At 46.5% G+C, this 23,125-nt stretch carries 26 protein-coding genes and 1 pseudogene; 15 read left to right on the forward strand and 12 right to left on the reverse strand.

The window, feature by feature from the left end; genetic code table 11:
- Positions 1–35: 35 nt before the first annotated feature.
- The 3 genes from C5I45_RS14225 to C5I45_RS14235 form a co-directional block, all read right to left on the reverse strand.
- The gene (locus C5I45_RS14225; RefSeq protein WP_107994464.1) at positions 36–1,517 is read right to left on the reverse strand and encodes a monooxygenase; all 1,482 of its coding nucleotides are present in this window, start codon (positions 1,515–1,517) and stop codon (positions 36–38) included.
- A gap of 145 nt (positions 1,518–1,662) precedes the next feature.
- Positions 1,663–2,178, reverse strand: a complete 516-nt coding sequence (lepB, locus tag C5I45_RS14230) for a signal peptidase I (RefSeq protein ID WP_003155158.1) — start codon at positions 2,176–2,178, stop codon at positions 1,663–1,665.
- Positions 2,175–2,801: a TVP38/TMEM64 family protein gene (locus tag C5I45_RS14235; protein ID WP_024085095.1), complete on the reverse strand. Its 627-nt coding sequence runs from the start codon at positions 2,799–2,801 to the stop codon at positions 2,175–2,177. Before C5I45_RS14235 ends, lepB begins: the two co-directional genes overlap by 4 nt.
- Positions 2,802–2,953: 152 nt before the next feature.
- On the opposite strand from C5I45_RS14235, the gene C5I45_RS14240 reads away from it, so the two are divergent.
- The 4 genes from C5I45_RS14240 to C5I45_RS14255 all read left to right on the forward strand — a co-directional run bounded on the left by C5I45_RS14240 (position 2,954) and on the right by C5I45_RS14255 (position 5,458).
- The gene (locus tag C5I45_RS14240; RefSeq protein ID WP_003155160.1) at positions 2,954–3,313 is read left to right on the forward strand and encodes a YhjD family protein; all 360 of its coding nucleotides are present in this window, start codon (positions 2,954–2,956) and stop codon (positions 3,311–3,313) included.
- 120 nt (positions 3,314–3,433) lie between these two features.
- A complete protein-coding gene (locus tag C5I45_RS14245) occupies positions 3,434–3,634 on the forward strand; it encodes a DUF3311 domain-containing protein (protein ID WP_003155162.1) in 201 nt (66 codons plus the stop codon).
- A complete protein-coding gene (locus tag C5I45_RS14250; protein ID WP_015388467.1) occupies positions 3,631–5,100 on the forward strand; it encodes a sodium:solute symporter family protein in 1,470 nt (489 codons plus the stop codon). Before C5I45_RS14245 ends, C5I45_RS14250 begins: the two co-directional genes overlap by 4 nt.
- 40 nt (positions 5,101–5,140) lie before the next feature.
- Complete coding sequence (locus tag C5I45_RS14255; protein WP_003155166.1) at positions 5,141–5,458, forward strand: YbjQ family protein; 318 nt, start codon at positions 5,141–5,143, stop codon at positions 5,456–5,458.
- A 32-nt stretch (positions 5,459–5,490) separates the two neighbouring features.
- On the opposite strand, the gene C5I45_RS14260 is transcribed toward C5I45_RS14255, so the two are convergent.
- Positions 5,491–5,760 carry an excalibur calcium-binding domain-containing protein gene (locus C5I45_RS14260; RefSeq protein WP_003155168.1) on the reverse strand — a complete coding sequence of 90 codons (270 nt, stop codon included), beginning with the start codon at positions 5,758–5,760 and terminating at the stop codon, positions 5,491–5,493.
- Positions 5,761–5,955: 195 nt separating this feature from the next.
- Here C5I45_RS14260 and C5I45_RS14265 point away from each other — a divergent pair, with 195 nt between their 5' ends.
- Positions 5,956–6,666, forward strand: a complete 711-nt coding sequence (locus tag C5I45_RS14265; protein WP_003155170.1) for a YrpD family protein — start codon at positions 5,956–5,958, stop codon at positions 6,664–6,666.
- A 134-nt stretch (positions 6,667–6,800) separates the two neighbouring features.
- Here C5I45_RS14265 and C5I45_RS14270 read toward each other — a convergent pair whose 3' ends face one another.
- The 5 genes from C5I45_RS14270 to C5I45_RS14290 all read right to left on the reverse strand — a co-directional run bounded on the left by C5I45_RS14270 (position 6,801) and on the right by C5I45_RS14290 (position 10,406).
- Positions 6,801–7,172 (reverse strand): iron chaperone, encoded by a 372-nt coding sequence (locus C5I45_RS14270; RefSeq protein WP_032857761.1) that lies wholly within the window; start codon positions 7,170–7,172, stop codon positions 6,801–6,803.
- 26 nt (positions 7,173–7,198) lie between these two features.
- The gene (locus tag C5I45_RS14275) at positions 7,199–7,567 is read right to left on the reverse strand and encodes an iron chaperone (protein ID WP_003155175.1); all 369 of its coding nucleotides are present in this window, start codon (positions 7,565–7,567) and stop codon (positions 7,199–7,201) included.
- A gap of 567 nt (positions 7,568–8,134) precedes the next feature.
- Positions 8,135–9,511, reverse strand: a complete 1,377-nt coding sequence (locus C5I45_RS14280) for a hypothetical protein (protein WP_101562872.1) — start codon at positions 9,509–9,511, stop codon at positions 8,135–8,137.
- Between the two features lie 3 nt (positions 9,512–9,514).
- Positions 9,515–9,700 carry a hypothetical protein gene (locus C5I45_RS14285; RefSeq protein ID WP_072588961.1) on the reverse strand — a complete coding sequence of 62 codons (186 nt, stop codon included), beginning with the start codon at positions 9,698–9,700 and terminating at the stop codon, positions 9,515–9,517.
- Positions 9,701–9,827: 127 nt separating this feature from the next.
- The gene (locus C5I45_RS14290; RefSeq protein WP_003155179.1) at positions 9,828–10,406 is read right to left on the reverse strand and encodes a competence protein ComK; all 579 of its coding nucleotides are present in this window, start codon (positions 10,404–10,406) and stop codon (positions 9,828–9,830) included.
- 315 nt (positions 10,407–10,721) lie between these two features.
- On the opposite strand from C5I45_RS14290, the gene C5I45_RS14295 reads away from it, so the two are divergent.
- A complete protein-coding gene (locus tag C5I45_RS14295) occupies positions 10,722–10,955 on the forward strand; it encodes an IDEAL domain-containing protein (protein WP_003155181.1) in 234 nt (77 codons plus the stop codon).
- Between the two features lie 30 nt (positions 10,956–10,985).
- Here C5I45_RS14295 and C5I45_RS14300 read toward each other — a convergent pair whose 3' ends face one another.
- Positions 10,986–11,843: an SDR family oxidoreductase gene (locus C5I45_RS14300; RefSeq protein WP_007610477.1), complete on the reverse strand. Its 858-nt coding sequence runs from the start codon at positions 11,841–11,843 to the stop codon at positions 10,986–10,988.
- 124 nt (positions 11,844–11,967) lie between these two features.
- Here C5I45_RS14300 and C5I45_RS14305 point away from each other — a divergent pair, with 124 nt between their 5' ends.
- From C5I45_RS14305 to C5I45_RS14330, 7 genes and pseudogenes are all read left to right on the forward strand, one after another.
- Positions 11,968–13,491: an FAD-dependent oxidoreductase gene (locus C5I45_RS14305; protein WP_043866970.1), complete on the forward strand. Its 1,524-nt coding sequence runs from the start codon at positions 11,968–11,970 to the stop codon at positions 13,489–13,491.
- Positions 13,407–14,147 (forward strand): annotated as a pseudogene (locus C5I45_RS20260) (protoglobin domain-containing protein); the annotation flags it as partial. The gene C5I45_RS14305 and the pseudogene C5I45_RS20260, both read left to right, overlap by 85 nt.
- 243 nt (positions 14,148–14,390) lie before the next feature.
- Positions 14,391–14,906: a methyl-accepting chemotaxis protein gene (locus C5I45_RS20265; protein ID WP_369719112.1), complete on the forward strand. Its 516-nt coding sequence runs from the start codon at positions 14,391–14,393 to the stop codon at positions 14,904–14,906.
- A 130-nt stretch (positions 14,907–15,036) separates the two neighbouring features.
- The gene (locus tag C5I45_RS14315) at positions 15,037–15,594 is read left to right on the forward strand and encodes a biotin transporter BioY (RefSeq protein WP_014304743.1); all 558 of its coding nucleotides are present in this window, start codon (positions 15,037–15,039) and stop codon (positions 15,592–15,594) included.
- 11 nt (positions 15,595–15,605) lie between these two features.
- Positions 15,606–17,042, forward strand: a complete 1,437-nt coding sequence (locus C5I45_RS14320; RefSeq protein WP_014304742.1) for an acyl-CoA synthetase — start codon at positions 15,606–15,608, stop codon at positions 17,040–17,042.
- Positions 17,030–18,121, forward strand: a complete 1,092-nt coding sequence (locus C5I45_RS14325; RefSeq protein WP_107994465.1) for an acetyl-CoA C-acyltransferase — start codon at positions 17,030–17,032, stop codon at positions 18,119–18,121. Before C5I45_RS14320 ends, C5I45_RS14325 begins: the two co-directional genes overlap by 13 nt.
- A gap of 50 nt (positions 18,122–18,171) precedes the next feature.
- Entirely contained in the window at positions 18,172–18,747 is a 576-nt protein-coding gene (locus C5I45_RS14330) for a histidine phosphatase family protein (protein WP_014304741.1), read from the forward strand.
- A 14-nt stretch (positions 18,748–18,761) separates the two neighbouring features.
- On the opposite strand, the gene C5I45_RS14335 is transcribed toward C5I45_RS14330, so the two are convergent.
- Complete coding sequence (locus C5I45_RS14335) at positions 18,762–19,640, reverse strand: ABC transporter substrate-binding protein (protein ID WP_077722019.1); 879 nt, start codon at positions 19,638–19,640, stop codon at positions 18,762–18,764.
- A gap of 488 nt (positions 19,641–20,128) precedes the next feature.
- Here C5I45_RS14335 and C5I45_RS14345 point away from each other — a divergent pair, with 488 nt between their 5' ends.
- The gene (locus C5I45_RS14345; RefSeq protein WP_003155195.1) at positions 20,129–21,277 is read left to right on the forward strand and encodes a S8 family peptidase; all 1,149 of its coding nucleotides are present in this window, start codon (positions 20,129–20,131) and stop codon (positions 21,275–21,277) included.
- Between the two features lie 44 nt (positions 21,278–21,321).
- Here C5I45_RS14345 and C5I45_RS14350 read toward each other — a convergent pair whose 3' ends face one another.
- Positions 21,322–22,572, reverse strand: coding sequence for a M48 family metallopeptidase (locus tag C5I45_RS14350; RefSeq protein WP_003155197.1), 1,251 nt, complete (start codon positions 22,570–22,572; stop codon positions 21,322–21,324).
- Between the two features lie 154 nt (positions 22,573–22,726).
- Between C5I45_RS14350 and C5I45_RS14355 the strand changes: the two genes are divergently transcribed.
- Complete coding sequence (locus tag C5I45_RS14355; RefSeq protein WP_003155199.1) at positions 22,727–23,122, forward strand: YhfM domain-containing protein; 396 nt, start codon at positions 22,727–22,729, stop codon at positions 23,120–23,122.
- The last annotated feature ends 3 nt before the right edge of the window (positions 23,123–23,125 follow it).

The following is a 23,125-nucleotide window of genomic DNA, read 5'->3' on the forward strand; positions in this document are numbered from 1 at the left end:
ACAAGAAACAATCACACAGGCGCATAAAAAGGTTATCAGATGAATAATCCCCATCTTTCCAAACCGGCCAGAACGGCTTCTTCCGCTTCACGTCCCGAGCCGCCGGCTGCCCATGCCGCATGGCCGTCCGGCCGGATTAAAACGGTGTGGACGTCATTCCAATCGGCACGTGTTTCAGCAAGCTCCGCCCTGACTGCCGCCACGCTGTCCGTATCAATACCGGCGGGAATGCTCCCTCTTAATGACAGAAGCACAAAGCCGCCCTTGCGGAGAAAATCATACAGCCGGGCCGGCCGCCCGTCATGAAGGGTCAGTTCGATATCCGGCAGGCGTTTTCCGTTCAGGGTATGCGGCGGCAGCTCCGCATCCGGTTCATAATGCAGATCAAGCGCGGATACTTTTCCCGCCAATAAACGGTTGGACTCCTGAAAATCCAGCAAAGCGGTCATCGTTTCTCTTAATGCCATCCCCGACTCGGTAAAATCCATGAGCTTGATCTGCGTTTTGATATTGTGCAGCACTTCTTTTCCTGTGCTGTGCCTTTCCTGATGATAGCTGTCCAGAAGATGAGGCGCCGCTTTTCCCTTCATTTGCGCCGCCAGCTTCCAGCCGAGATTGACGGCATCCTGAAGCCCCGTATTCAGGCCTTGGCCGCCTGCGGGAAAATGAATGTGCGCCGCATCCCCGGCCACAAAAATCCGGCCGGAGCGGTACTGCTCAGCCTGACGCTCGGCATTGCCGAACCGCGACATCCATACCGGATCACTCAATCCGAAATCAGTGCCGCATATCCGCCGCAGGTCTTCTTTCAGCTCATTTTCGGTGACCCGCTCTTCCTTCCGCTTTTGCGGGACGTGCGGAGAAACGATGAGGACGCGGAAAAGTCCGTCCGTAAGAGGGATAATCACAACCGATCCCTCCAGCCGGCACGTTGAAAAAAAGGAAGATTCGGGCGGATGTTTCAAAGCGGCATCACAAAGGGTTCCTGTTAAGTCGGCATCAGTGCCCGAAAAAGCGATGCCCGCCTGTTTCCGGACAATGCTCCCCGCTCCGTCTGTACCCGCGGCATATAAGCTGTGAAGAGTGCGGATTCCGCTTTCGTCCCGGAACACCGTCTCCACTCCGTCATCCGTCTGGGTAACAGCCACCGCTTCCGCCCCGCGGATGATGTCTGCGCCGAGACTTGATGCATACTCCTCCAACATCCGCTCCGTTTCTGCCTGTGGCAGCATTAACGAATAATTCTGCTTCGTATCCAGCCGAGAAAAATCCAGCCGTGTATCCAGCATGGAAAAATGGCCGGAAGACACCTTCGTCCCTTTTTCCAAGAAGCGTTCCAATATGCCTCTCATGGCAAAAAGCTCAAGTGTGCGCGGATGCATGATAAGCGCTTTGGAATACGGCACCGTCTTCTTCAATCGTTCAATGACAGTCGTTTTCACTCCGGCCAGCGCCAGTTCTGATGCAAGCATAAGCCCGACCGGACCTCCCCCGATAATGGCAGCCTGTGTTTTCATTTCATCAGCCCTCTTTCATATTTTTGTTGCGCGCGTAACAAAAATATGAAAAATAAAACGCCTCCTTTTTTGTTTCGCGCGTAACAATTTTCATTATAGTCTTTCCTCCGCTTTTTGACAATCATTTCCGAAAAAAAGACGCCGTTCACTTGGCGTCTGATTCACTGATGACTCCGACAATGTCTTTATCCTTAATCGGACCGAAATGACGGCTGTCGAGGCTGTATATGCGGTTGTCGCCAATAACAAAGTATTGTCCCTTCGGTATGCTTTTGCGCCCGGTCGTTTCCTTCAGCGTATAATCACCGGTCACATGGCTCCCGGCGGACAATGATGACTTTAACGGTTTTAAAAACGGTTCCGCCACCCGTTTTCCATTCACATACAGCTGATCCTCCCTGTATGCGATTGACTCGCCGGGGAGCCCGATGACACGTTTGATCAGCACTTTGCGGTGCGGGCCTTTAAACAGAACAATATCGAAACGGCGGATCGTTTTGTAACGATGGGAAAACTTGTTGACCATCAGCTCATTTCCTTGTTTAAAGGTCGGATTCATGCTGATTCCTTCGACTTTATAATCAATAAAAATGGCATTCTTTAATTGTATGGCCAAAACAACGATAAGCACGCCGGCTATAAACCAAAATCGTTTTTTCAAGATTCCTGTCTCCCTCCGTCTTTCTCATGCTGACTGATTCTCGTCTGTAAACGCCGTTCGATATGCTTTCCGGCATACCACAGCACCGCGATCACCATTATGGCGCCCGCCATCCTGAAAGGCTGTGTAATGAGTGCGTGAAGATCATACCCGATAAAACTGATCATAAAGATCATAACCATTTTCCCCATCGCGGCTGCTGATATAAACTGCAGCGCCCCTACCCGTGACAGACCGGCAACGATATGAACCGCAGCGGACGGCGTAAAGGGGAAGCAAAGTAAAATAAACAGCGGACCGAAACCGTGCCGCTCAACCCAGAGCATCATCCGCCTTATGGTCTGATGCCTGCGGATGAAACCGAAAGCTCTTTTCTGTCCGAAACGGCGGACGGCATAAAACATCAGCATCGATCCTGACGCAGACCCGAGCCATGACAGAAAAAAACCTTCCCACAAACCAAATGCATTCGTATTCGCCACCACAAATACAACGAGCGGCAAAAACGGAAGAAACGCTTCAATAAAAGGCAATACAGCCGCAGCCGCCGGGCCGAAAGCTCTATAGCTTTGGAACCATTCCGTCAGCTGTTCCTCAGTCAAATATGATAAAAAATGCTCCAACGTTTATACTCCTTAACGAGTTTGTCTATCCTTATTCTACACATTATCTCCAAAAAACGAAAATGTTTACGGGATTTTCCGTCTTGAAATATCGTGTAAGCGAGTATAAAATAAGAACAAACGTTCTCTTTTTTAAGAAAGAAGGAGTATTTATGCCTGACATTCGGAGCGGCTCCCGCGATCTCATCGAAAAAGGGCTGTTTCTGCCCATGGCGGCCGCCATCCTGAACCGGGACCTCGAAGCGCTTGATTCGTGCCCGTTCAAATTAAAACAACCCTATAAACAGCTTATCAGCTGCTCTTTAAAATTAGCACAAAAGGATTTGAGTGATGTTCGAAAAGAGTTAAGAAAGCGTAAAATTAAAATATACGAAGCGGAAAGAGACGAAGCATTTACGCTTTATATATGCACCATTAACGGCTATGAAGAAAAACACCGTTATTTCAACCCGAGAATACGGGAACAGGTAACCGCCTTATTGGAATATTACCTGTCTCTTGCGACCATTTAAAAAGCAGCCGGGACTGCTTTTCCTTTTCAAAAAATAAAATTCAGACTATTCACACTATACATTCGACATGATTTTCTTTATAATCGGGACACGCTGTTTTCAATGAAAAGGAGGAATGTTATGAAACTGATTCATGTTCTCGCCGCCCTGCCCTTTTTCGGAATTCTCGCCGGCATTCCATTTGCCAACCGGGTGACGCCTTATGTTTTCGGAATGCCTTTCATTCTCGCATATGTCGTCATCTGGGCGGTGCTGACTTCCGTTCTGATGGCCGCCGTTTACAAATTGGACAAAGAAAACAAGGCGGGTGAGACGGAATGAACGCAGCATTTCCCGTAATGGCCGCCGTGCTCCTGTTTTGTGTATATCTCGGAATCCGGGCCCGAAAAGGAAAACATATGGACCTTGAACAATGGACGGTGGGCGGACGCGGCTTCGGCACGATGTTTGTCTTTTTATTAATGGCGGGAGAAATATACACGACCTTTACATTCCTCGGCGGAAGCGGATGGGCTTACGGAAAAGGAGGCCCGGCCTTTTATATTATCGCGTACGGCTGTCTTGCCTACATTTTGTCATATTGGCTTCTGCCAGCCGTGTGGACTTACGCCAAACAACACAAACTGATGTCGCAATCAGATTTTTTTATTTCAAAATACAACAGCCCGCTCCTCGGCATTCTCGTATCGCTCGTCGGCATCGCATCCCTCATCCCCTATCTCGTCCTGCAGCTGAAAGGGCTCGGATTAATTGTTTCAGCAACGTCATACGGACAGATTCCGCCCTCCGCCGCTGTCTGGATCGGCGCTGTCTCCATCACGATTTATGTGATGATTTCAGGAATCCACGGTTCAGCGTGGATATCCGTCGTCAAAGATATCATGATTTTAGGCATCGTCCTGTATTTAGGTATTTATCTGCCCATTCATTATTACGGCGGGTTTACGGAGATGTTCAAACAAATTGACGCCGCAAAACCCGGTTTTCTCACGCTGCCGGAAACCGGACAGAGCGTTTCCTGGTTCAGCTCAACGGTTTTGCTGACCGCCCTCGGCTTTTATATGTGGCCTCATACCTTTGCCGCTTCCTATTCGGCGGAGCATCCGCGGGTGTTTCGGAAAAACGCGATCATCATGCCTCTTTATCAGCTCGTCCTGCTGTTTGTCATCTTTACCGGATTTGCGGCGATTCTGCAGGTGCCCGGTTTAAAAGGGGCGGACACGGATCTCGCCTTATTAAAGCTGTCTGTGAAAACCTTTGATCCCTGGTTTGTCGGGCTGATCGGATCGGCGGGCATCCTGACGGCGCTTGTACCCGGTTCAATGATATTAATGGCCTCAAGCACGCTGTTCGCCAAAAATGTGTACAAAGCCATTCTGCCCGGCACGACTGACGAAAAAGTCTCACGGCTCGCAAAATACGCCGTACCCGTTATCGCGCTGATTTCCGTATATTTTACGCTGAAAGGCGGAAATACCATCGTCACCTTGCTTTTAATGGGCTACAGCCTTGTCACCCAGCTTTTCCCCGCCCTCTTATTCAGCCTGCCGAAGCGGCGTTTCATCACAAGCCACGGCGCTTTTGCCGGCATAACGGCCGGGGTCGGAACAGTGGCCTTCATTACGCTGACCGAATCAACCGTCGGAACCCTCTTTCCGTTTCTTCCGCAGATCGTTAAGGATATGAATACAGGCATCATCGCGCTGGTTCTGAACATTGCCGTCATGTTTGCCGTCAGCGCCGCAGTCAGAAAAAAACAAATCAGCGCAGCCGAAAAGGCGGCTTAATGATAAAATAGCGGTAAGACACATGAAGGGGGAAAGCCGCATGATCATGACAACGACCGAAACCGTCGCCGGAAAACAGATTACGGAAGTAAAAGGCTTGGTGACAAGCAGTATCGTCCAGTCCCGTCACATCGGAAAAGATTTGCTTGCAGGCTTAAAATCTGTCGTCGGCGGCGAATTGAAAAGCTATACCGAAATGCTGGAAGACTCCAAAAAAGCGGTGAAAGAGCGGCTGATCAGAGAGGCGGAGCAGCTCGGAGCGAACGCCATCGTCGGCCTGCGGTTCGAACTGACCGCAGGACAGAACACATCCGAATTAATCGGATACGGAACCGCCGTCACCGCCGAATCCATTTAAAAAAACAAGCCTCTTTAAAGAGGCTTGTTTTTTTATTTCTCACATGCGATATAGTCTTTATCCCGGTCAAGTCTTTTATTTGCATTATAAAGCGCTTTTGATACATACGGCTTGTACTTTGTTCTGCCGCCCTTGTTTTTCACTTTCGACGATTTGGCCACGCCGCCCTTATACACCTTATTCAGCGCCTTACAGTTTTGATACGTTTTTACCTTTGTTTTCGCTTCTGCCGTCTGCCCCGCTCCGTATGAACAACCGAATACCAGGCCGAAAGACAAAAGCACAGCTGCCGTCTTTTTCATTTCTATCCTATCCCCTTTCCTGAATCATGTTGTATGACTGAACATATCATAGTTCAAATAATCTCCATTTACAAGATAAATAGGAAAATAGTTTTAATTTACGTCCTCCCGTATATCTTTTATGGAATTTTTCCCAAAACCTTTTATAATATGAATTGATAGCGCTATCTGACTATGATGATAGGAGGAGAAATGATGATGAAAAAAGGGCTTGTTGCGGGTGTTCTCACTACAGCCGTTCTATTCGGCGCATGTACGGCGGATATTCCGGGGGTGATCAGTCCCAATACGGCGGAAGCGGCGTCCCAGCTCAGTAAAGGAATCGGCGGAAGGGCCTATCTGAACAGCACGGGCTCAGTTCTCGTCACGAAAATTCAGCTTCCAAGCTCGATTCAGGTGTCAAATGGGACAGCCTATATTTACTCAGGATTTACCGGAGGCACAGAGGCCGATATCGGGCTTCAGTACAGTGACACCTATCATGTATGGAAACCGATCATGAAAGTCGGTTCAAAGGGACAAGGCCAGGTCCGGTATCTGGAAGGAGAAAGCCAATTCACTTATACGAAAGGCTTCCGGCCCGGCAGCACCGTACAGCTGACCATTTACAAAAATCTGAACGGCAATACCCGCGCCACATATTGGGGCACGAATAATGACGGATACACCGGCCGCATCATCTCAGAACTCGCCCAAACCAATGTAGGCTCTGTCTCAAAATGGAAAGCGCTCGCCACCGTCGCGGTCACATCAGAGGATCAGCGCCCTTACATCAAATCAAACTTCTCGACAGCCTTTACGAACATCACGATCGACAATAAAGCAGTCACACCTGTGATTGATACACAGGATTTTGCCAAATTGACAGTGTCAGGCAGCAGCGTCAGCATGTCTGTCGTCAAATAAAGAATTTTGAACGCACGATTTCCGCCATCGTGTGTTTCGTAAGGGTCTGCCGGATACGCAAATCCCTTATTTTTCGGATTACGTTTAATAAAAAAACAGCCCTCCTCAGGGTTGTTTTTTTAACATTTCTTTCATTATTTCCGCCAAAACGCTGAGCAGTCCGCCTTATCCTTGATATTAAATTGAATCATGCGTTCAAGCAGCTCATAATACACCGGTTCAGTCCATTGAATTCTGAACAAACGGGAAGTAGCGCTGTAGCCGGCACGGGCAATGTCGTCGGCAAAATGCGAAATTCCAGCTTCTTCGGGAGAAACACTTACATGATGCTTTGCTGCCGCAAAGCCGATAATAAAGGTGCCGTGATCGGTAAACATCGGCGTGTTCCACTTGATCTGCGGTGTTAAGCCCGGGAATTGCTCAGACGTCCACGACAGGATTTCCTCCATTCGCAGACGATGGTCAGGGCTGTCGATACTTGATAAATAGTCTTTGAAAACGTCCATGTCTTCCTCCTTCAACATCACGTCCGCTAACGCCAAAACCCCGGATTTTCAGCTTTTTCTTTGATGTTAAATTCGATGATCTTCTTAAGCAGATCATAGTGCACCGGATCAGTCCACCGAATTCTGAACAGGCGTGAAGAAGCGCTGTACCCGGCTTGGGCGATGTCATCGGCAAAATGCTCCATCGTCTCTTTTTCAGGTAAAATGCTCAAATGATTTTTTGCCGCGGCAAACATAATGATATAGGTGCCGTGATCGGTAAATGTCGGTTTGTTCCACTTGATCTGCGCTTCTAAGTTCGGAAATTGGTCAGCCGTCCACGACAAAATTTCCTCTGCTTTGAGACGGTGATCCGGATTATCGATTTCTGATACATATTTTGCAAACACATCCATGCCCATCTCTCCTAAAATGAATTATCATTACTCTTTACATCATCATAGCCAACAGACGGACACGATACAACTCTATCCGGGCATGTAAATCGAAGCCCTTCCCAAAAGGAAAGGGCCCGTCCCTTCACATCACAGCTTTCTCTAATATCTCTCCCCCAGCTCCCGCAAAATAAAGTCGTAGATCATTCTTGTCCTCTTCCTTTGGGGCAAGGATTTCCTCAAGAAAATAGCTCCAATCTGTTTAAGAAAGTCTAAAGGAAAATTAAGAAAGGTATGCTACATTCTTGATTGATCAGCTTTCACAAATTCAACATTTCTAATCTCCTTCTTACATGATCCATTTCGAAAAAAAGGATGCTTTTTCATTTAATGAAATCATCAACAATTCTAGCGAATCAGAGTATTTATTGAATGAAGTGTTTCCTAATTCAATTCTCTCTGTTTATTCATTTCAATCAAATCTTTTTCAAAGCATTGTTCTCTCATTAGTTATTGTTTATAAATTCCTTCCCTAATAAACTCCTATCAATCTGATATTTATTACAGTCTTGCTTTTTTACGAAAATTTCAATTTCTTATAGATTCATCATTTTTTAAAATAACCCGTTCTTTAAATATTGGATTTGAACCAGGAATAAATTTAATTGTTATATTATCACCACAATCCATAAACTTATATTTCTCCTTAATTTTTTCTATTTCGAAAATTCTCAATGATTTATATGTTAATTCAATCTTTTCAATAGGAATAATCGCACCAAACAATTCTATGCGGGGATTAACTCCGCTTCTCTCTAAATAAAAAGGTATGCCGTCCTCATCACCTTTATCAAAATAAGAAATAAGACTCTCAACTGATTCTTTTTGAATTCCACTCAATTCAAGCTTGTCTAGTTTTTTTTCAACAAATGTATTATTCATAATACTTTCTAACAACTCAATTCCTTCAAATTCATTTTTTGAAATAGTATCGGGGAGTTCAAATGTAAGTTTGAAAAAATCCTCCAATCGACTGAGCCTTTTTATAATTTCTAATTCAAAATCAAGCTTATCATCTTTAGGTTTATTTATGTAATTCTCTGCAACCATAAAGTCCTTCCCACTGACCAGCTCTTTAAATGCTAATGGATGTTTATTTTCGGAAATAACATCCAAAAAATTCAATAAAATTTTATGTGCACTAACATTTTTTTCATAACCTTCTCTTGTTTTCATATTGAGTATAATTTCAGCAGAAACAATTGAGAATGAATTTCCATCTGTGCTCATCACGAGAGGAATTAACATACTTACCTGTAACTTGGATTCTTCTTGAACATCGTTATTAATAATCATGTAACCTTTCTTTCTGTTAAATTCGTTAATACTCATCTCAAGATAGTCTATAATAATATCAGATGAAGGGTTTTTGATATATAAATTTAATTTTAAGATCGGCGGCTCTCCTATAGGTGCAATAAACCACTCATTTCCCTTAATAAACTCATTTAAGTGTGGTGTGTGCACTGGTTCACTACCAATTATTGCTTGCAGAGACAATAAGTTTATTTTAACTTTTTTTCTTTTAAAAAAAGCATTTTCAATAAGCTCGTTTAGATCAGTAAATCCATTAATTTCGTTATCATCAACTGTAAAATTGGTTTTATATGATAAGGGGTAATCATAAGCGGCTTGCTTGTTTATAGGAGAATGCTTAACTAAGGTTCTATCACCAACATCAATAATTTCGTATTTATAAAATGGAGAAAAAGGGTGACTACTCTCTAGTTGTTTTCTATAATACTGTAAAAGTTTTATGGCCTCATCTTGTTTTCCTTGAGACATAAGTTCATTAATCTTATCTTTTGTAGAGACTTTCACTATTGTTACTTCAGAATCCGCAATTGATAAGTTTTCATAACCTGATTGAATGACATTTTTATTTCCTTTAATTTTGTTTTTCATAACTTAATCCTTCTTTTCATTGATTATAGAGTTATTTCTTTTGCCAGACTGAATAACGTTATTGTTTCCTTTAATTTTATTAACAGTCGTTTTTTTTGCATTTAATTTAAAACGAAACAGGGCAGCTCCCGCAAATAAACTTATAACAGCAGCAATAATTGTAGCTATAGCTTGCGAATCAATATTCATGCTAACACCTCTTAATTACAAGAATTTTTTCTTTAATATTATCATTAAATGAAAATTTTGTAATCTCAGACGAATCATAAGCCCTTCCCAAAAGGAAAGGGCCCGTCCCTTTACATCACAGCTTTCTCTAATATCTCTCCCCCAGCTCCCGCAAAATAAAGTCGTAGATCATTCTTGTCCGCTCTTCTTTCGGATACAGCATGAATTCCTGCCGCTTCGGGATATGACTGCCCATCCTGTCCTGAAAAGTGGTTCTGAGATAGGCGGTTCTGTAAACCTGATTTTCAAAAGAATGATAGGATACTTCCAGTTCCATCGTTTTGCCGTTTGAGAACGTGACCGCTGTGTCATCAAATGCCGTCGGTTGAAAATCTTTAACGTGCACATGAGATATCCAGCCGCATTGAGGCCTTGCAGAAGAAAGTGTAGGGAATAAAAAGATGTGATTTGAAGGGTCCACCATAATCGGCGGCTTGTGAGAAATTTTAATCGCTTCATATGTTCCCGCTTTTCTCCCGGCATAGCTGGAGCCAAAGTAGCGGCAGCTTCTGTCGATGATGTGAATCGGCTTCATGCTGACATACAGAATGCAGTCTTTTTCAATGACCTTCGACCCCATTTTACCGTCTATTTCCTCAGGCAAAACAGCGATGGTTGAACGATTTACTTCGTAGCTTTCTAAGGGTGCGTGTGTTTTCTGGCACATGATGTGCAGCCTCCAATCCTTTTCTTGAAAATTTATACTAATAATCTATCATCTGTCATTGGAAAACGACAGGTTTTTTTTGAATATAGCTAAAAATCACCTTTTAAAGCTGTAATTTAGTCTTAAATTACTATTTAAATATTATTTTTCTTTTTCATTTCACCTCATTTATACAATGATCATTTTCGTTTTTTCGTCAATTTGCAGGATATGTCGATATATTTCCAAGTATTAGTTATCTAAAGATTATAAAAATTAATTGATTTTTCCGGCCGTTATCCATATACTATAAAAAAGGCATTGGGGGGATTCTTTATGAAAGAGAAAAAGTCGTACACTGAGCTCATGAAGTCCCGCAACACGGAAAAAGCAAACGAATTCGATGTGACAATGGCCGATATTTACATTCAAATGGTGCTTGATGAATCCTTGTATAAACGCCGGATCGCCATGCTGACAATGCAGATTAATAAGGCGCTTGATGATAAAAATAAAGAAGCGTTCCTCACGCTTTCAAAAGAATATGCCGCTCTCAAACAGAGTGAATAAGCCAATCCATATGGATTGGCTTTTTTTACATTATCCGTTTACGATGGTGCCGCCGTTCACATGAATCGTCTGTCCCGTGACATAGGAAGAATCATCGCTTGCTAAGTACAAATAGCTCGGCGCCACTTCAACAGGCTCTCCCGGGCGCTGCATCGGCACGTCTGAGCCGAAGACTTCCACTTCCTTCGCCGAGAAGCTCGCCGGGATCAGCGGCGTCCAGATCGGCCCCGGCGCCACTGCGTTTACCCGGATGCCCTGAGTGACAAGAGATTGGGAAAGAGATCTTGTAAACGTGACGATCGCCCCTTTTGTCGCTGAATAGTCAATCAATGTTTTGTGGCCTTTATAGGCGGTAATGGAGGCCGTATTAATGATTGAACTTCCTTTTTTCAGGTGAGGGAGCGCGGCTTTCGTCAAGTAAAACATTGAAAAAATATTCGTCTGAAACGTTCTGATGAGCTGGTGGCTCGTGATTTTCTCAATCCCCGGCTGCACGTGCTGCTCACCCGCGTTGTTGACCAGGATGTCAATGGAAGGAAAGGCTTGGCCCGCCTGGCGGATGACATCGTTGCAAAAGGCTTCGTCGCCGACATCCCCTGCGATCAGCAGACACTTCGCCCCTTCTTTTTCTACATATTGCTTCGTCTCTTCGGCATCCTGATGCTCATCAAAGTAAACGATGACCACATTAGCGCCTTCCTTCGCGAATAAAACGGATACGGCGCGGCCGATCCCGCTGTCTCCGCCCGTGATGATCGCCGTTTTCCCTTCAAGTTTTTTCGCCGCTTTCGGTTTGTCAAAAACGGGGCGCGGGTCCATTACATATTCAAAGCCCGGCTGCCGATTTTGATGCTGCGGCGGCAAGGTTTTCTTCTTCTGATTCGCCATTTTGATCACTCCTTTACATTAATTACTATATTATGAGTAATTTGAGCATCTTATACGAATTTCATGTATGAACAGAGTCTTATTGGAAAAATTAAGAATATACAACAGAGGAGGTAAATCTGAATTGACTACTTTTTCAAACGAGGAACCGGCTTCCTATTGGAAAGCAACAGCTGACATTCCTTCCTTTCCCGCCCTCACTGAAGATACGGAATGTGACGTTGCGGTGATCGGCGGAGGAATTACGGGCCTGACAACGGCATACGAACTGACGAAAAGAGGTTTCCGTGTCGCTGTCATTGAAGCAGACCGGATTTTAAACGGGACGACCGCGGGCACGACCGCAAAAATCACCGCCCAGCATGATTTCATCTATGCCGATCTTATTCAGCAGATCGGCCTGACCAGCGCAAGGCTGTATTTCGAAGCCCATCTCCGCGCCATGGAAGACATGAAGCAGATCATCAAGGACCTTTCGATTGACTGCAGACTGATTGAACAAGACGCATATCTTTACACCAATACAGAATCAGGCGTCAAAAAAATGCGCAGTGAGCAGGAAGCTTATACCAAGCTCGGTATTGAACACGAGCTTGTGAAAGAACTTCCCGTCCCCGTTGATTGCAGGCTCGGCCTCGCCATGAAGAATCAGGCGCAATTCCATCCGCTTTTATATGGTGCGGCGCTCGTCAAAGAGATCGTTAAAAACGGGGCGCGGATTTTTGAACAGACGGCTGCGATCGACATAAAAAAAGAACCGCAGCCGGAAGTGGTCACGAAAAACAGACACGGCATCAAGTGCAGCTACATTGTCTGCGCTTCCCACTTTCCTTTTTATGACGGAGGCGGGCTTTATGCCGCCAGAATGTATGCCAGCAGATCCTACGTACTTGCGGTAAAACCGAAACAAGCGTATCCGGACGGGATGTATCTCAGCATAGACAAGCCGTCCAGATCACTGCGATACACCGATTTGAACGGTGAAAAACTGGTGCTTGTCGGCGGTGAAAGCCACAAAACAGGCCAAGGAAAAGAAATGTCCGGGCATTACGAAGCGCTGAAACAATTTGCGGAAGACACAATCGGAGTTGAAAGCATCCCATATCATTGGTCTGCACAAGACCTTGTCACCATTGACAAAATTCCGTTCATCGGTCCGATCTCAGGCGATGAAGAACATATTTTGGCGGCGACCGGTTTTAAAAAATGGGGCATGACAAGCTCAGCGCTCGCCGCGAAGCTTTTGGCTGATCATATTCAAAACAAAAAGAACCCGTTTTCCGGCCTGTTTATTCCGTCACGCTTCCACGCAGATCCCGGACTGAAAAAACTGATTTCCTATAATGCCGACGTGGCCAAACACCTTATCTCGGGCAAACTTGAGAGGCCGGACGCTGCGCCTGAGAGTCTTGGGCCCGGGGAGGGAAAAATCGTAACGGTAAACGGCAAACGGGCCGGCGCCTATAAAGATGAAAAAGGCTGTCTGCATCTTGTCGATACGACATGCACCCATTTAGGCTGTGAGGTTGAATGGAATGACGGCGAACGGACGTGGGACTGTCCATGTCACGGGTCCCGGTTCACACCCGACGGCGGGGTTGCCGAAGGTCCCGCCATCAAGCCGCTGAAACGTCTCACCCAAGATTGACTAAACCATTCTGTACGAATGGTTTTATTTTTTTCCGCATTAAAATATTTTTATCAGATTCCTTCATTCAAGTTCCTTCCAAACCGATAAAAAGAAAAAGAGAATATCTGGGGGAACTTATATTGTTATTTAAAAAAGACCGCAAAAAAGAAACAGCATATTTTTCAGAAGCCGATGGAAAAAAACGCATCGCGCTTTCAAATCAATATGCAGATGTCCAAAAACAGCTGAAAATGGTCAGGCTCGGAAACGAAGAACTTCATGTGCTTGAAGAGCTGCAGCCGTTAATTAAAGAACATATCTCAACAATCGTCGATTCCTTTTACCGAAACCTTGATCACGAAAAATCATTAATGACGATCATTAACGACCACAGCACGGTCGAGCGCCTGAAAAAAACATTACGGCGTCATATCCATGAGATGTTCGCCGGCACAATTGATGATGAATTCATTGAAAAAAGACAGCGCATCGCTTCCATCCACTTGCGGATCGGCCTTGAACCGAAATGGTATATGGGAGCGTTTCAGGATCTGCTTCTGTCGATGATGAACATATATGAAGCAACCATTCCGGATTTGCATGAGCTTTTAAAAGCGATCAAAGCGACGACGAAAATATTGAATCTTGAACAGCAGCTCGTCCTTGAAGCATTCCAGACTGAATATAACTGCCAGCGTGACGAACAAGAGAAAAAGAAAGCCCGTCTTCATCAGAAAATCCAGGAAACTTCCGGATCACTCGCTGATTTGTTTTCAGAAACGAGCAGAGCCGTGCAGGAGCTGGTCGATAAATCCGAGGGCATTTCCGAGGCGTCAAAAGCCGGCACCGTCACTTCCGTACATGTCGAAGAAAAATCAATCGGCGGGAAAAAAGAGCTTGAAAGCCAGCAGCAGCAGATGAATAAAATCGACGCCAGCCTTCTGCAGATTGAAGAAGAAATGGACAAGCTGAATGACATCGCCCAGCAGATCGAAAAAATCTTCGGCATCGTGACGGGGATCGCCGAGCAAACGAATCTCCTGTCACTCAACGCTTCAATAGAATCCGCAAGAGCCGGAGAGCACGGCAAAGGGTTCGCCGTTGTCGCGACGGAGGTAAGGAAGCTTTCAGAGGATACGAAAAAAACCGTTTCCACCGTATCAGAGCTCGTGAACAATACCAATACACAAATCAACATCGTGTCCAAACATATTAAAGATGTAAACGGACTTGTAAGCGAAACGAAAGAAAAAATGACGCAGATCAACCGTCTGTTTGATGACATCGTCCAAAGCATGAAAACGAGCAAAGACCAGACAGGCAAAATCGACGTTGATTTGCAGGCCTTTCTCGGCGGCCTTCAAGAAGTCAGCCGCGCCGTTTCCCACGTTGCATCATCCGTTGATTCACTTGTTATCCTTACAGAAGAATAAAGATAAACCGACCGGCCTTTTTCATAAAGGGCCGGTCTTTTTAATGTTAACTTAAAATATAATAGAGTTGACATATATAAAGACTCGCTTTATTGTATAAACATATTTTGATAAGCTGGAGGAATACATAATGAAATTGACAGAAATGATGCATATTGCCGTGTTTACCGCCATTATGGGACTTTTGGGGCTGCTTCCGCCGCTTTTCTTATCCTTTACGCCGGTTCCGATTACGCTCCAGACGATCGGTGTGCTCTTATCAGGAAGCATCCTGAAACCGAAAGCGGCATTTTTAAGCCAATTGCTTTTTTTGCTGATTGTGGCATGCGGAGCGCCTCTCCTTTCAGGCGGAAGAGGCGGGTTCGGGGTTTTTTTCGGGCCGAGCGCCGGATATCTCATCGCATATCCGCTGGCGGCATTACTGCTGAGCCTCAGCATCCAAGGCCTTCGCTCAGCTGCTGTCCCCCATTTGTTTATCAGACAGTTCTTGTTCGGCGTGCTGTTTTTGTATGTCATCGGCATTCCCGTTCAGGCTTTTATAATGCACATTGATATCTTGACTGCCGTAAAGCTCAGCCTCATCTATGTGCCCGGAGATCTGCTTAAAGCGGCCGCAGCCTCATTCGCAGCCGTAAGAATCAGAAAAACTCTTCAAGCAAGCCGGCTTTTGCCGACGAAAGGAAGCTGATTTTAGTCACCATGATTACATCATCATATTCAGATACAGCCGGACAAGCGCCGGAACAGATCGCAATTCAGACAGAAACAGAACAGATCACCTATCAAACTTGGAACAGGCTAGTAAACCAAACCGCAAACTGGCTTGGCAGCCTTTCAGATAAACCGGAAAACCTTGCGATATTACTGCCGAACGGCATCCCATTTTTACAACTTTTCGCAGGGGCGGCGCATGCCGGCTGCACGGCGGTTCCGTTAGATCCCCGCTCGGCTGCGGCGGAACTCGCGGACCAGCTGCACATCAGCAAAACCGACCTCGTCATCTGTGACCGCCGGCTGAGCGGCAGACTGGACGGCATCAAAACGCCTGTCATCCTGTGGGATGAATGCAGGCCTTTGATCGAGGCGGAAAAAACGGAAGGCGCTTTTATCAAAAACACCGGCCTGCCCTTTTATACCGGATTCACCTCGGGATCGACCGGTAAGCCGAAAGCCTTCACCCGCTCTCACCGTTCGTGGCTGGAGAGCTTTTCTTGTACGAAACGTGAGTTCGGCATTTCCCCTGATGACAAAGTGCTGGTACCGGGCACGCTTCGCTCGTCACACTTTTTATACGGCGCCGTCAGCACTTTGTTTATCGGCGGAACCGTCCTCCTTCAAAGAAAATTCAATCCGGCCGGAATGAAAGACCGGCTCAGACAAGCTGACGTTCTATATACCGTTCCGACAATGACGGACGCCCTGCTCTCACTAGAGGCGTTTCCGGATACACCGCTCAAGGTGATTTCTTCCGGTGCAGACTGGCCCGCTTCGTCTAAACAAGCGCTGTCAGAGCGCTATCCCCATTTACGGTTGTACGATTTTTACGGAACGTCTGAGCTGAGTTTCGTGGCGTTCTTATCGCCTGAAGACAGCGCCCGGAAGCCTGACGCGGCGGGCCGTCCGTTTGAAAATGTTACAATCGAAATCCGCCGGCCCGGCGGGGAACGCTGCATGCCGGGCGAAACGGGGAAGATTTTTGTGAACAGCCCGATGAAATTTTCCGGATACATCAACGGCGCAAAACCTGATGATTCCGGCTGGATGACGGTTGATGACATGGGATATATCGATCGTGAAGGCTATCTTTATATCGAAGGACGTGAAAACGGGATGATCGTATCAGGCGGCCTGAATGTATTCCCGGAAGAGATAGAACGTGTGCTCAACCGCTGTCCGGGCGTCAGAAAAGCGGCCGTCATCGGCATTCCTGATGATTATTGGGGCAGCATCGCCGTTGCGGTGATCGACGGACATGCAAATGTAAAGGAACTGAAGAAACAGTGCCGCGAGCAGCTGGCGGCATATAAAATCCCGAAAAAATGGCTGTTTTCAGAAATACCGGAAACAGCCGGCGGAAAGATCGCCCGTGCCGCCGTACAAAAGCTGGCAAAGGACATGATGGAATGGAAGCTGTAATTACGGATGCGAAGCGGACGATTTTCGCCCGGGAAAACGGCCTGTTAAAAGACTGTCTCCCCGAAGATTTGGCAGCTCCGCTGATCCGACATTTGAGCCGGAACATGCCCGAAGACATTGATGAAGTCCTGATCGGAAACGCGACGGGCCGCGGCGGGAACCTCGCCCGGCTGTCAGCCTTGGCCGCCGGGCTTCCTTTGAGCGTGTCCGGTACGACCATCGACAGGCAGTGCGGTTCCGGATTGGACGCCGTGAGGGTCGCGTGCCACTTTGTTAAAGCCGGCGCGGGGAGCACATACATCGCGGGAGGAGCGGAGAGCAGCAGCCGTTCCCCTTTCTCATCCCGGGCGCGCTTTTCTCCTGAACACATCGGCGATCCTGATATGGGCATAGCGGCCGAGTATACGGCACAGGCTTACGGCGTAACGAGAAAGATGCAGGACGAATATGCCCTTCTCAGCTATGAACGGAGCGTCAAAGCGTACGAAGACGGCTTGTACCGCCGGGAAATTCTCCCCTGTCACGGATTCGCCGCTGACGAAAACATGCTGAAAAAGCGGAACATGGAGCCTCTCATCGCCCGCGCCAAACCCGTCTTTCAGTCCGGAGGCTCTGTCACCGCGGCCAACAGCTGCGGAATTTCTGACGGGGCGGCGGCAGTTTGTGTGATGGAAGAACAAAAAGCGCGGTCTCTCGGTTTAAAGCCGGGATTGCGTTTTATCGGAAGCGCGGTAAGCGGCGTCCATCCGCATTATCCGTCAGCAGCTCCGGTTTATGCCGTCAAAAAGCTTTTGAAGGAACGGGACCTGTCACCGGATGATATTGATATATACGAAATCAACGAGGCGTTTGCCGTCAAAATATGCGTTTTTTCACAGCAGCTTCAAGTGCCGTATTCTAAAATAAATGTCCGGGGCGGCGCTCTGGCCGTCGGGCATCCGTACGGGGCTTCCGGGGCGGCGCTTATCACCCGGCTTTTTTATGAAGCAAAAAGACGCCCGGATGCCCGCTACGCAGCAGCAGCGATCGGCAGCGGAGGCGGAGTCGGACTGGCGCTTCTCTTTGAAGTGTTAACGTAACGGCAGTATAATAGATGATATCGATAAAAAATGATCGGAGTGGAGACTTTATGACTGCCGTTTGTTTAGTAAGACATGGAGAGACTGATTGGAATGCCCAAAAGAAGCTTCAAGGCAAATCGGATATTCCGTTAAATGCGACGGGAGAGCGTCAGGCGAAAGAAACAGGAGAGTACTTAAAGGGGTCCGAATGGGATGTCATCGTCTCGAGCCCGATGAAACGGGCCAGAAAAACAGCTGACATTATTAACGGGTTTTTGAATCTTCCCATTGTCGTCATGGAAGATTTCAGAGAACGGAGCTACGGTGATGCGGAAGGAATGTCTTTGCCGGAACGGTCGAAGCGCTACCCGGATAAAAACTACCCGAACATGGAGACCGCAGAAGAGCTGACAGACAGAATGCTTGCCGGTTTAGTGAAAGTTCAGGAGCGGTTTCCTGATCAAAAAGTACTGATCGTCGCTCACGGCGCAGCCATTCACGCCCTCTTGTCCGCTATTTCTGACGGTGATACCGGCATACAAAACGCAAAGCTTGTCAATGCGTGCCTGAGCAATATCGAACGAATTGAAAATAAGTGGCGCGTCAAAGATTACAATGTAAGCAGCCACCTATCAGAATCATAACAAAAAGGCCCGAATTAGTTTTGGGCCTTTTTGGCGAGCATTTTTTTCTGAAGATCATGTAATACGGCGTCCGCACCGTCAATGCTCCGGCGCTCCGTCCATACCGCCCTGTCCGCGCGGTAAACGCGGCCGTTTTTTACGGCAGTCAGCTGTTTCCAGAGGTGATTTTTTTCGAGTTCTTTCTCACCGTCCAATAGTACGATGTAATCAGGATCGATATGCAAAAGCTGCCCGGGCGTCATTTTGATAGCGCCTGATTTCCCGCCGGAATCCGTCTGGACCGCATATGTAAACCCTGCGAGCGTCATAAGCCGGGATGTGAAAAACCGGTCATCCTTTACGGAAATGCTGCCATTTGCAGCGTCAATTAATAAAATCGTGCCGCCTTCTGCATCCAGCTTTCTTTTGATGTCATTCAGCTTTTCTTCCTGAGCCGACAATTGTTTCTCTATGATGCCCTCTTTACCGACCGCCTTTTCAATGGTAAGGGCAGCATCAACCGCATCCTGATAATCCGCAGCTTCATTTTTCAAAGCGATTGTCGGAGCGATCTTTGTCAGCTCATGGTATATCCCCCTGTGCAGGCTTGAGTCTGCAATGATGAGATCGGGTTTTAACGAAGTGATTTTTTTCAAATCGGGATGTGACGGGGGCCCGACGGACGGACTGCCGTCGTTTCGCTCTTTCCGATTATCCGCCGCGGCCGCCGGCTTTATACCGAGATCATGGAGGGTGTCAATAAAGCCCTCATTCAATACGGCGATGCGCTGCGGGTGCGCAGCCACATGCGCCGTCCCCAGATCATGCCTGACGGCGGTTTCATGTTCCTGTTCTGAGCATGCCGTTATGAAGAGAACGGATAAGATCATCAGCATACTGAAAATTAGTTTCATCTGTTCCCCCTCTTTCGTTTTTCCGCAATTATATCATTGATAATATGAGTATCAATGATATTCATTATCATTATTTTTATAAAATGGTTTCACAGCTTTTCTCCCTCAAGAAAGCCAAAGACTGATTCATGCCGGCCGCTTTATTTCATTCCGCTTTCGTTTCCATCAGACTTCTGCATTCAACAAAAGGTGACATTTATCCTGTTTTTGCCTCAGCTTCCAAAAATGGAATCAAACCGTTCGACCCAGTAAACAAGAGAGCGATTGCGGCTGTGTACAAATACTCATGTCCTTCCATCGGTTTTTTCCATTAAAATTTAAATATTTCGGGTTCCTATTAAACGAAAGAGAGATGATATACCTAAATAGAAATAAAACAAACTGAAAAAAATTGGGTCTACTAAAATATTATTCCATACTATACAATTAATCCACAGAATAATCTGTCTATTGGTTATTCTGCAAATGAAAAAAGGAGTGGATAAAGAGTGAGAGGCAAAAAGGTATGGATCAGTTTGCTGTTTGCTTTAGCGTTAATCTTTACGATGGCGTTCGGCAGCACGACTTCTGCCCAGGCTGCAGGGAAATCAAACGGGGAAAAGAAATATATTGTCGGATTTAAGCAGACAATGAGCACGATGAGCGCCGCCAAGAAAAAAGATGTCATTTCTGAAAAAGGCGGGAAAGTGGAAAAGCAATTCAAATATGTAGACGCAGCTTCAGCTACATTAAATGAAAAAGCTGTAAAAGAGCTGAAAAAAGACCCTAGCGTCGCTTACGTTGAAGAAGATCATGTTGCACAGGCGTACGCGCAGTCCGTGCCTTACGGCGTATCACAGATTAAAGCCCCTGCTCTGCACTCTCAAGGCTTCACCGGATCAAATGTTAAAGTAGCGGTTATCGACAGCGGTATCGATTCTTCTCATCCTGATTTAAAGGTAGCAGGCGGAGCCAGCATGGTTCCTTCTGAAACAAATCCTTTCCAAGATAACAACTCTCACGGAACTCACGTTGCCGGTACAGTTGCGGCTCTTAATAACTCAGTCGGTGTATTAGGCGTTGCGCCAAGCGCATCTCTTTACGCTGTAAAAGTTCTCGGCGCTGACGGTTCCGGCCAGTACAGCTGGATCATTAACGGAATTGAGTGGGCGATCGCAAACAATATGGACGTTATTAACATGAGCCTCGGCGGACCTTCTGGTTCTGCAGCGTTAAAAGCGGCAGTTGACAAAGCCGTTGCTTCCGGCGTCGTAGTGGTTGCGGCAGCCGGTAACGAAGGCACTTCCGGCGGCTCAAGCACAGTGGGCTACCCTGGTAAATACCCTTCTGTCATTGCGGTAGGCGCTGTTAACAGCAGCAACCAAAGAGCATCTTTCTCAAGCGTAGGTTCTGAGCTTGATGTCATGGCACCAGGCGTCTCTATCCAAAGTACGCTTCCTGGAAACAAATACGGCGCGTACAATGGTACGTCAATGGCATCTCCGCACGTTGCCGGAGCGGCTGCTTTGATTCTTTCTAAGCACCCGAACTGGACAAACACTCAAGTCCGCAGCAGTTTAGAAAACACCACTACAAAACTTGGTGATGCTTTCTACTATGGAAAAGGGCTGATCAACGTACAGGCGGCAGCTCAGTAAAACATAAAAAACCGGCGTCGGCCATGGCCCCGCCGGTTTTTTTATTATTTTTCTTCCTCCGCATGTTCAATCCGCTCCATGATCGACGGGTGGCTCCCTCTGAAAATTTTGACGAGAAACGGCGGGTTGACCCGGCTCAGTCCCGTATCGGCCAAGTCCTGAAACGTCTCAATCGCCGCTTCCCGGTTTCCGGTCAGCTCGATGCCGTAACGGTCGGCGGCGTTTTCCTGATACCGGGAGACGGCGTTCGTAATCGGATCAGAAGCAAAACTGAGAACGGATATGAGCAGCAATAACAGCGGGAGGGCGGCCAGATCTTCAGGCCCCTTTATATGAAGCATTCGGCCGAAGAATTTGGACAGCCGCTTATAAAGCTTGTCAATGATATAAAACCCGGCTAATGACAGCAGCAGATACCCGGCCAGTCCGATGTACACGTGCTTCATCACATAGTGCCCCATCTCATGCCCCATAATGAACAAAATTTCCCGATCCTTCAGTTTGTTAAGCGTCGTATCCCACAAAACGATCCGCTTATTCGAACCGATGCCCGTCACATACGCATTCAGCGCATTCGTTTTCTCCGACATATTTACTTCATACACATGGCTGGCCGGAATGTCGGCCTTGTCGGCAAGCGACAAAATTTTGCTTTCCAGCTCCTTGTCTTTCAGCGGATAGAAATCATTGTATAAAGGATCAATCACGACCGGCTGCAGGAAAAACAAAAACAGGGTAAACGGCACAGTAAGACACCAAGCGTAAAACCACCATTTTTTTGTATGCTTTGTGATCAGCCAGTAAAACACAAGCACACACACGGCAAACAGCGGAAAACTGATCCAGAAATCAATGACATGGTCTCTTATCCAGCTTGCTGCTGTCTGCGTCGAAATATGATACGCAAGCGAAACCCGATATCCGATCCACTCAAGCGGAAGCGAAGCCGCCGTAACGATGAGTGAAATCACAAATACGAAGCTTACGATTTGCAGCACCCGAAAGCGCACTGCTGCTTCCAGCCAATGCTTTATTTTTTTTGCAAGCCCCGTAATGAGCAGCAGAAAAAATAAAAACCAATCTAACGGCGCTCCGATGAAAAATAAAAAATCCTTTACATTTGAAAAGTTTTCAGCGGCTGCAAGGCGGCCCGGGTCCATGAACGAGGACGGATCGGCTTTCGTTCCCTTTACGGCCTCCGGGACGGCGGAGTCTCCTGTCATAAAGAAATACCAATAGAAAAAAAGGCCGTACAGCACATAGGCAAGTCCCGCTGCCGCTATCCATTTGCGCATGGAAGTCTCCCTCCTTAGCCTTATGACTTACTCCTATTGTAAGCATAAATGCAAATAAATAGAACCAAGCCTCCGAAACGGATGTTAATCTTTTCACAACAGAAAAGAATGGAACAACAGGAAGCGGGAAAGACTAAAAGACGGAGTGATGAATATGAAAAAAATAATCGCGTTTATTGTAGTAATCGCCCTTTTGGTTATTGCTTTCTTCTATGTATACAGCCGGACCGGCGATGTGTTTCCATCAAGCAACGCAGATCTGATTATTCTGTCAGAGCACGGAAAAAAAGAAATCAAAATTAAAGACAGGCAGAATGTAAAAGATATGCTCGATATCTTGAACCAAGGAAAACAAGTCAAACTGACCAAAAGCGTGTCTCCCGATTACGACGGAACGGTCAAATACCATGAAGACCGTTTTGATTCATTCAGCATGTGGCTCGAAAGCGGCAATTATATGATGTACAAGTATAAAAACACGTATTACAAACTGACCCGGCATGATACGAAGCTTGTGCAAAGCATCATTAAGGAAGAATCGCAGAGCTGACCG

Source organism: Bacillus sp. ZY-1-1 (assembly GCF_003047165.1).
Lineage (GTDB): Bacteria > Bacillota > Bacilli > Bacillales > Bacillaceae > Bacillus > Bacillus velezensis.

Bases quoted from the DNA above. Each gene is read 5' to 3' on its own strand.
- C5I45_RS14285 (WP_072588961.1), bottom strand. From the start codon at position 9,700: ATGAATATTGATTCGCAAGCTATAGCTACAATTATTGCTGCTGTTATA.
- C5I45_RS14245 (WP_003155162.1), top strand. From the start codon at position 3,434: ATGAAACTGATTCATGTTCTCGCCGCCCTGCCCTTTTTCGGAATTCTC.
- C5I45_RS14290 (WP_003155179.1), bottom strand. From the start codon at position 10,406: ATGTGCCAGAAAACACACGCACCCTTAGAAAGCTACGAAGTAAATCGT.
- C5I45_RS14350 (WP_003155197.1), bottom strand. From the start codon at position 22,572: ATGCGCAAATGGATAGCGGCAGCGGGACTTGCCTATGTGCTGTACGGC.
- C5I45_RS14225 (WP_107994464.1), bottom strand. From the start codon at position 1,517: ATGAAAACACAGGCTGCCATTATCGGGGGAGGTCCGGTCGGGCTTATG.
- C5I45_RS14330 (WP_014304741.1), top strand. From the start codon at position 18,172: ATGACTGCCGTTTGTTTAGTAAGACATGGAGAGACTGATTGGAATGCC.
- C5I45_RS14325 (WP_107994465.1), top strand. From the start codon at position 17,030: ATGGAAGCTGTAATTACGGATGCGAAGCGGACGATTTTCGCCCGGGAA.
- C5I45_RS14250 (WP_015388467.1), top strand. From the start codon at position 3,631: ATGAACGCAGCATTTCCCGTAATGGCCGCCGTGCTCCTGTTTTGTGTA.
- C5I45_RS14275 (WP_003155175.1), bottom strand. From the start codon at position 7,567: ATGGATGTGTTTGCAAAATATGTATCAGAAATCGATAATCCGGATCAC.
- C5I45_RS14300 (WP_007610477.1), bottom strand. From the start codon at position 11,843: ATGGCGAATCAGAAGAAGAAAACCTTGCCGCCGCAGCATCAAAATCGG.
- C5I45_RS14315 (WP_014304743.1), top strand. From the start codon at position 15,037: ATGAAATTGACAGAAATGATGCATATTGCCGTGTTTACCGCCATTATG.
- C5I45_RS20265 (WP_369719112.1), top strand. From the start codon at position 14,391: ATGAATAAAATCGACGCCAGCCTTCTGCAGATTGAAGAAGAAATGGAC.
- C5I45_RS14255 (WP_003155166.1), top strand. From the start codon at position 5,141: ATGATCATGACAACGACCGAAACCGTCGCCGGAAAACAGATTACGGAA.
- C5I45_RS14320 (WP_014304742.1), top strand. From the start codon at position 15,606: ATGATTACATCATCATATTCAGATACAGCCGGACAAGCGCCGGAACAG.
- C5I45_RS14260 (WP_003155168.1), bottom strand. From the start codon at position 5,760: ATGAAAAAGACGGCAGCTGTGCTTTTGTCTTTCGGCCTGGTATTCGGT.
- C5I45_RS14265 (WP_003155170.1), top strand. From the start codon at position 5,956: ATGATGAAAAAAGGGCTTGTTGCGGGTGTTCTCACTACAGCCGTTCTA.
- C5I45_RS14240 (WP_003155160.1), top strand. From the start codon at position 2,954: ATGCCTGACATTCGGAGCGGCTCCCGCGATCTCATCGAAAAAGGGCTG.
- C5I45_RS14355 (WP_003155199.1), top strand. From the start codon at position 22,727: ATGAAAAAAATAATCGCGTTTATTGTAGTAATCGCCCTTTTGGTTATT.
- C5I45_RS14295 (WP_003155181.1), top strand. From the start codon at position 10,722: ATGAAAGAGAAAAAGTCGTACACTGAGCTCATGAAGTCCCGCAACACG.
- C5I45_RS14280 (WP_101562872.1), bottom strand. From the start codon at position 9,511: ATGAAAAACAAAATTAAAGGAAATAAAAATGTCATTCAATCAGGTTAT.
- C5I45_RS14335 (WP_077722019.1), bottom strand. From the start codon at position 19,640: ATGAAACTAATTTTCAGTATGCTGATGATCTTATCCGTTCTCTTCATA.
- C5I45_RS14270 (WP_032857761.1), bottom strand. From the start codon at position 7,172: ATGGACGTTTTCAAAGACTATTTATCAAGTATCGACAGCCCTGACCAT.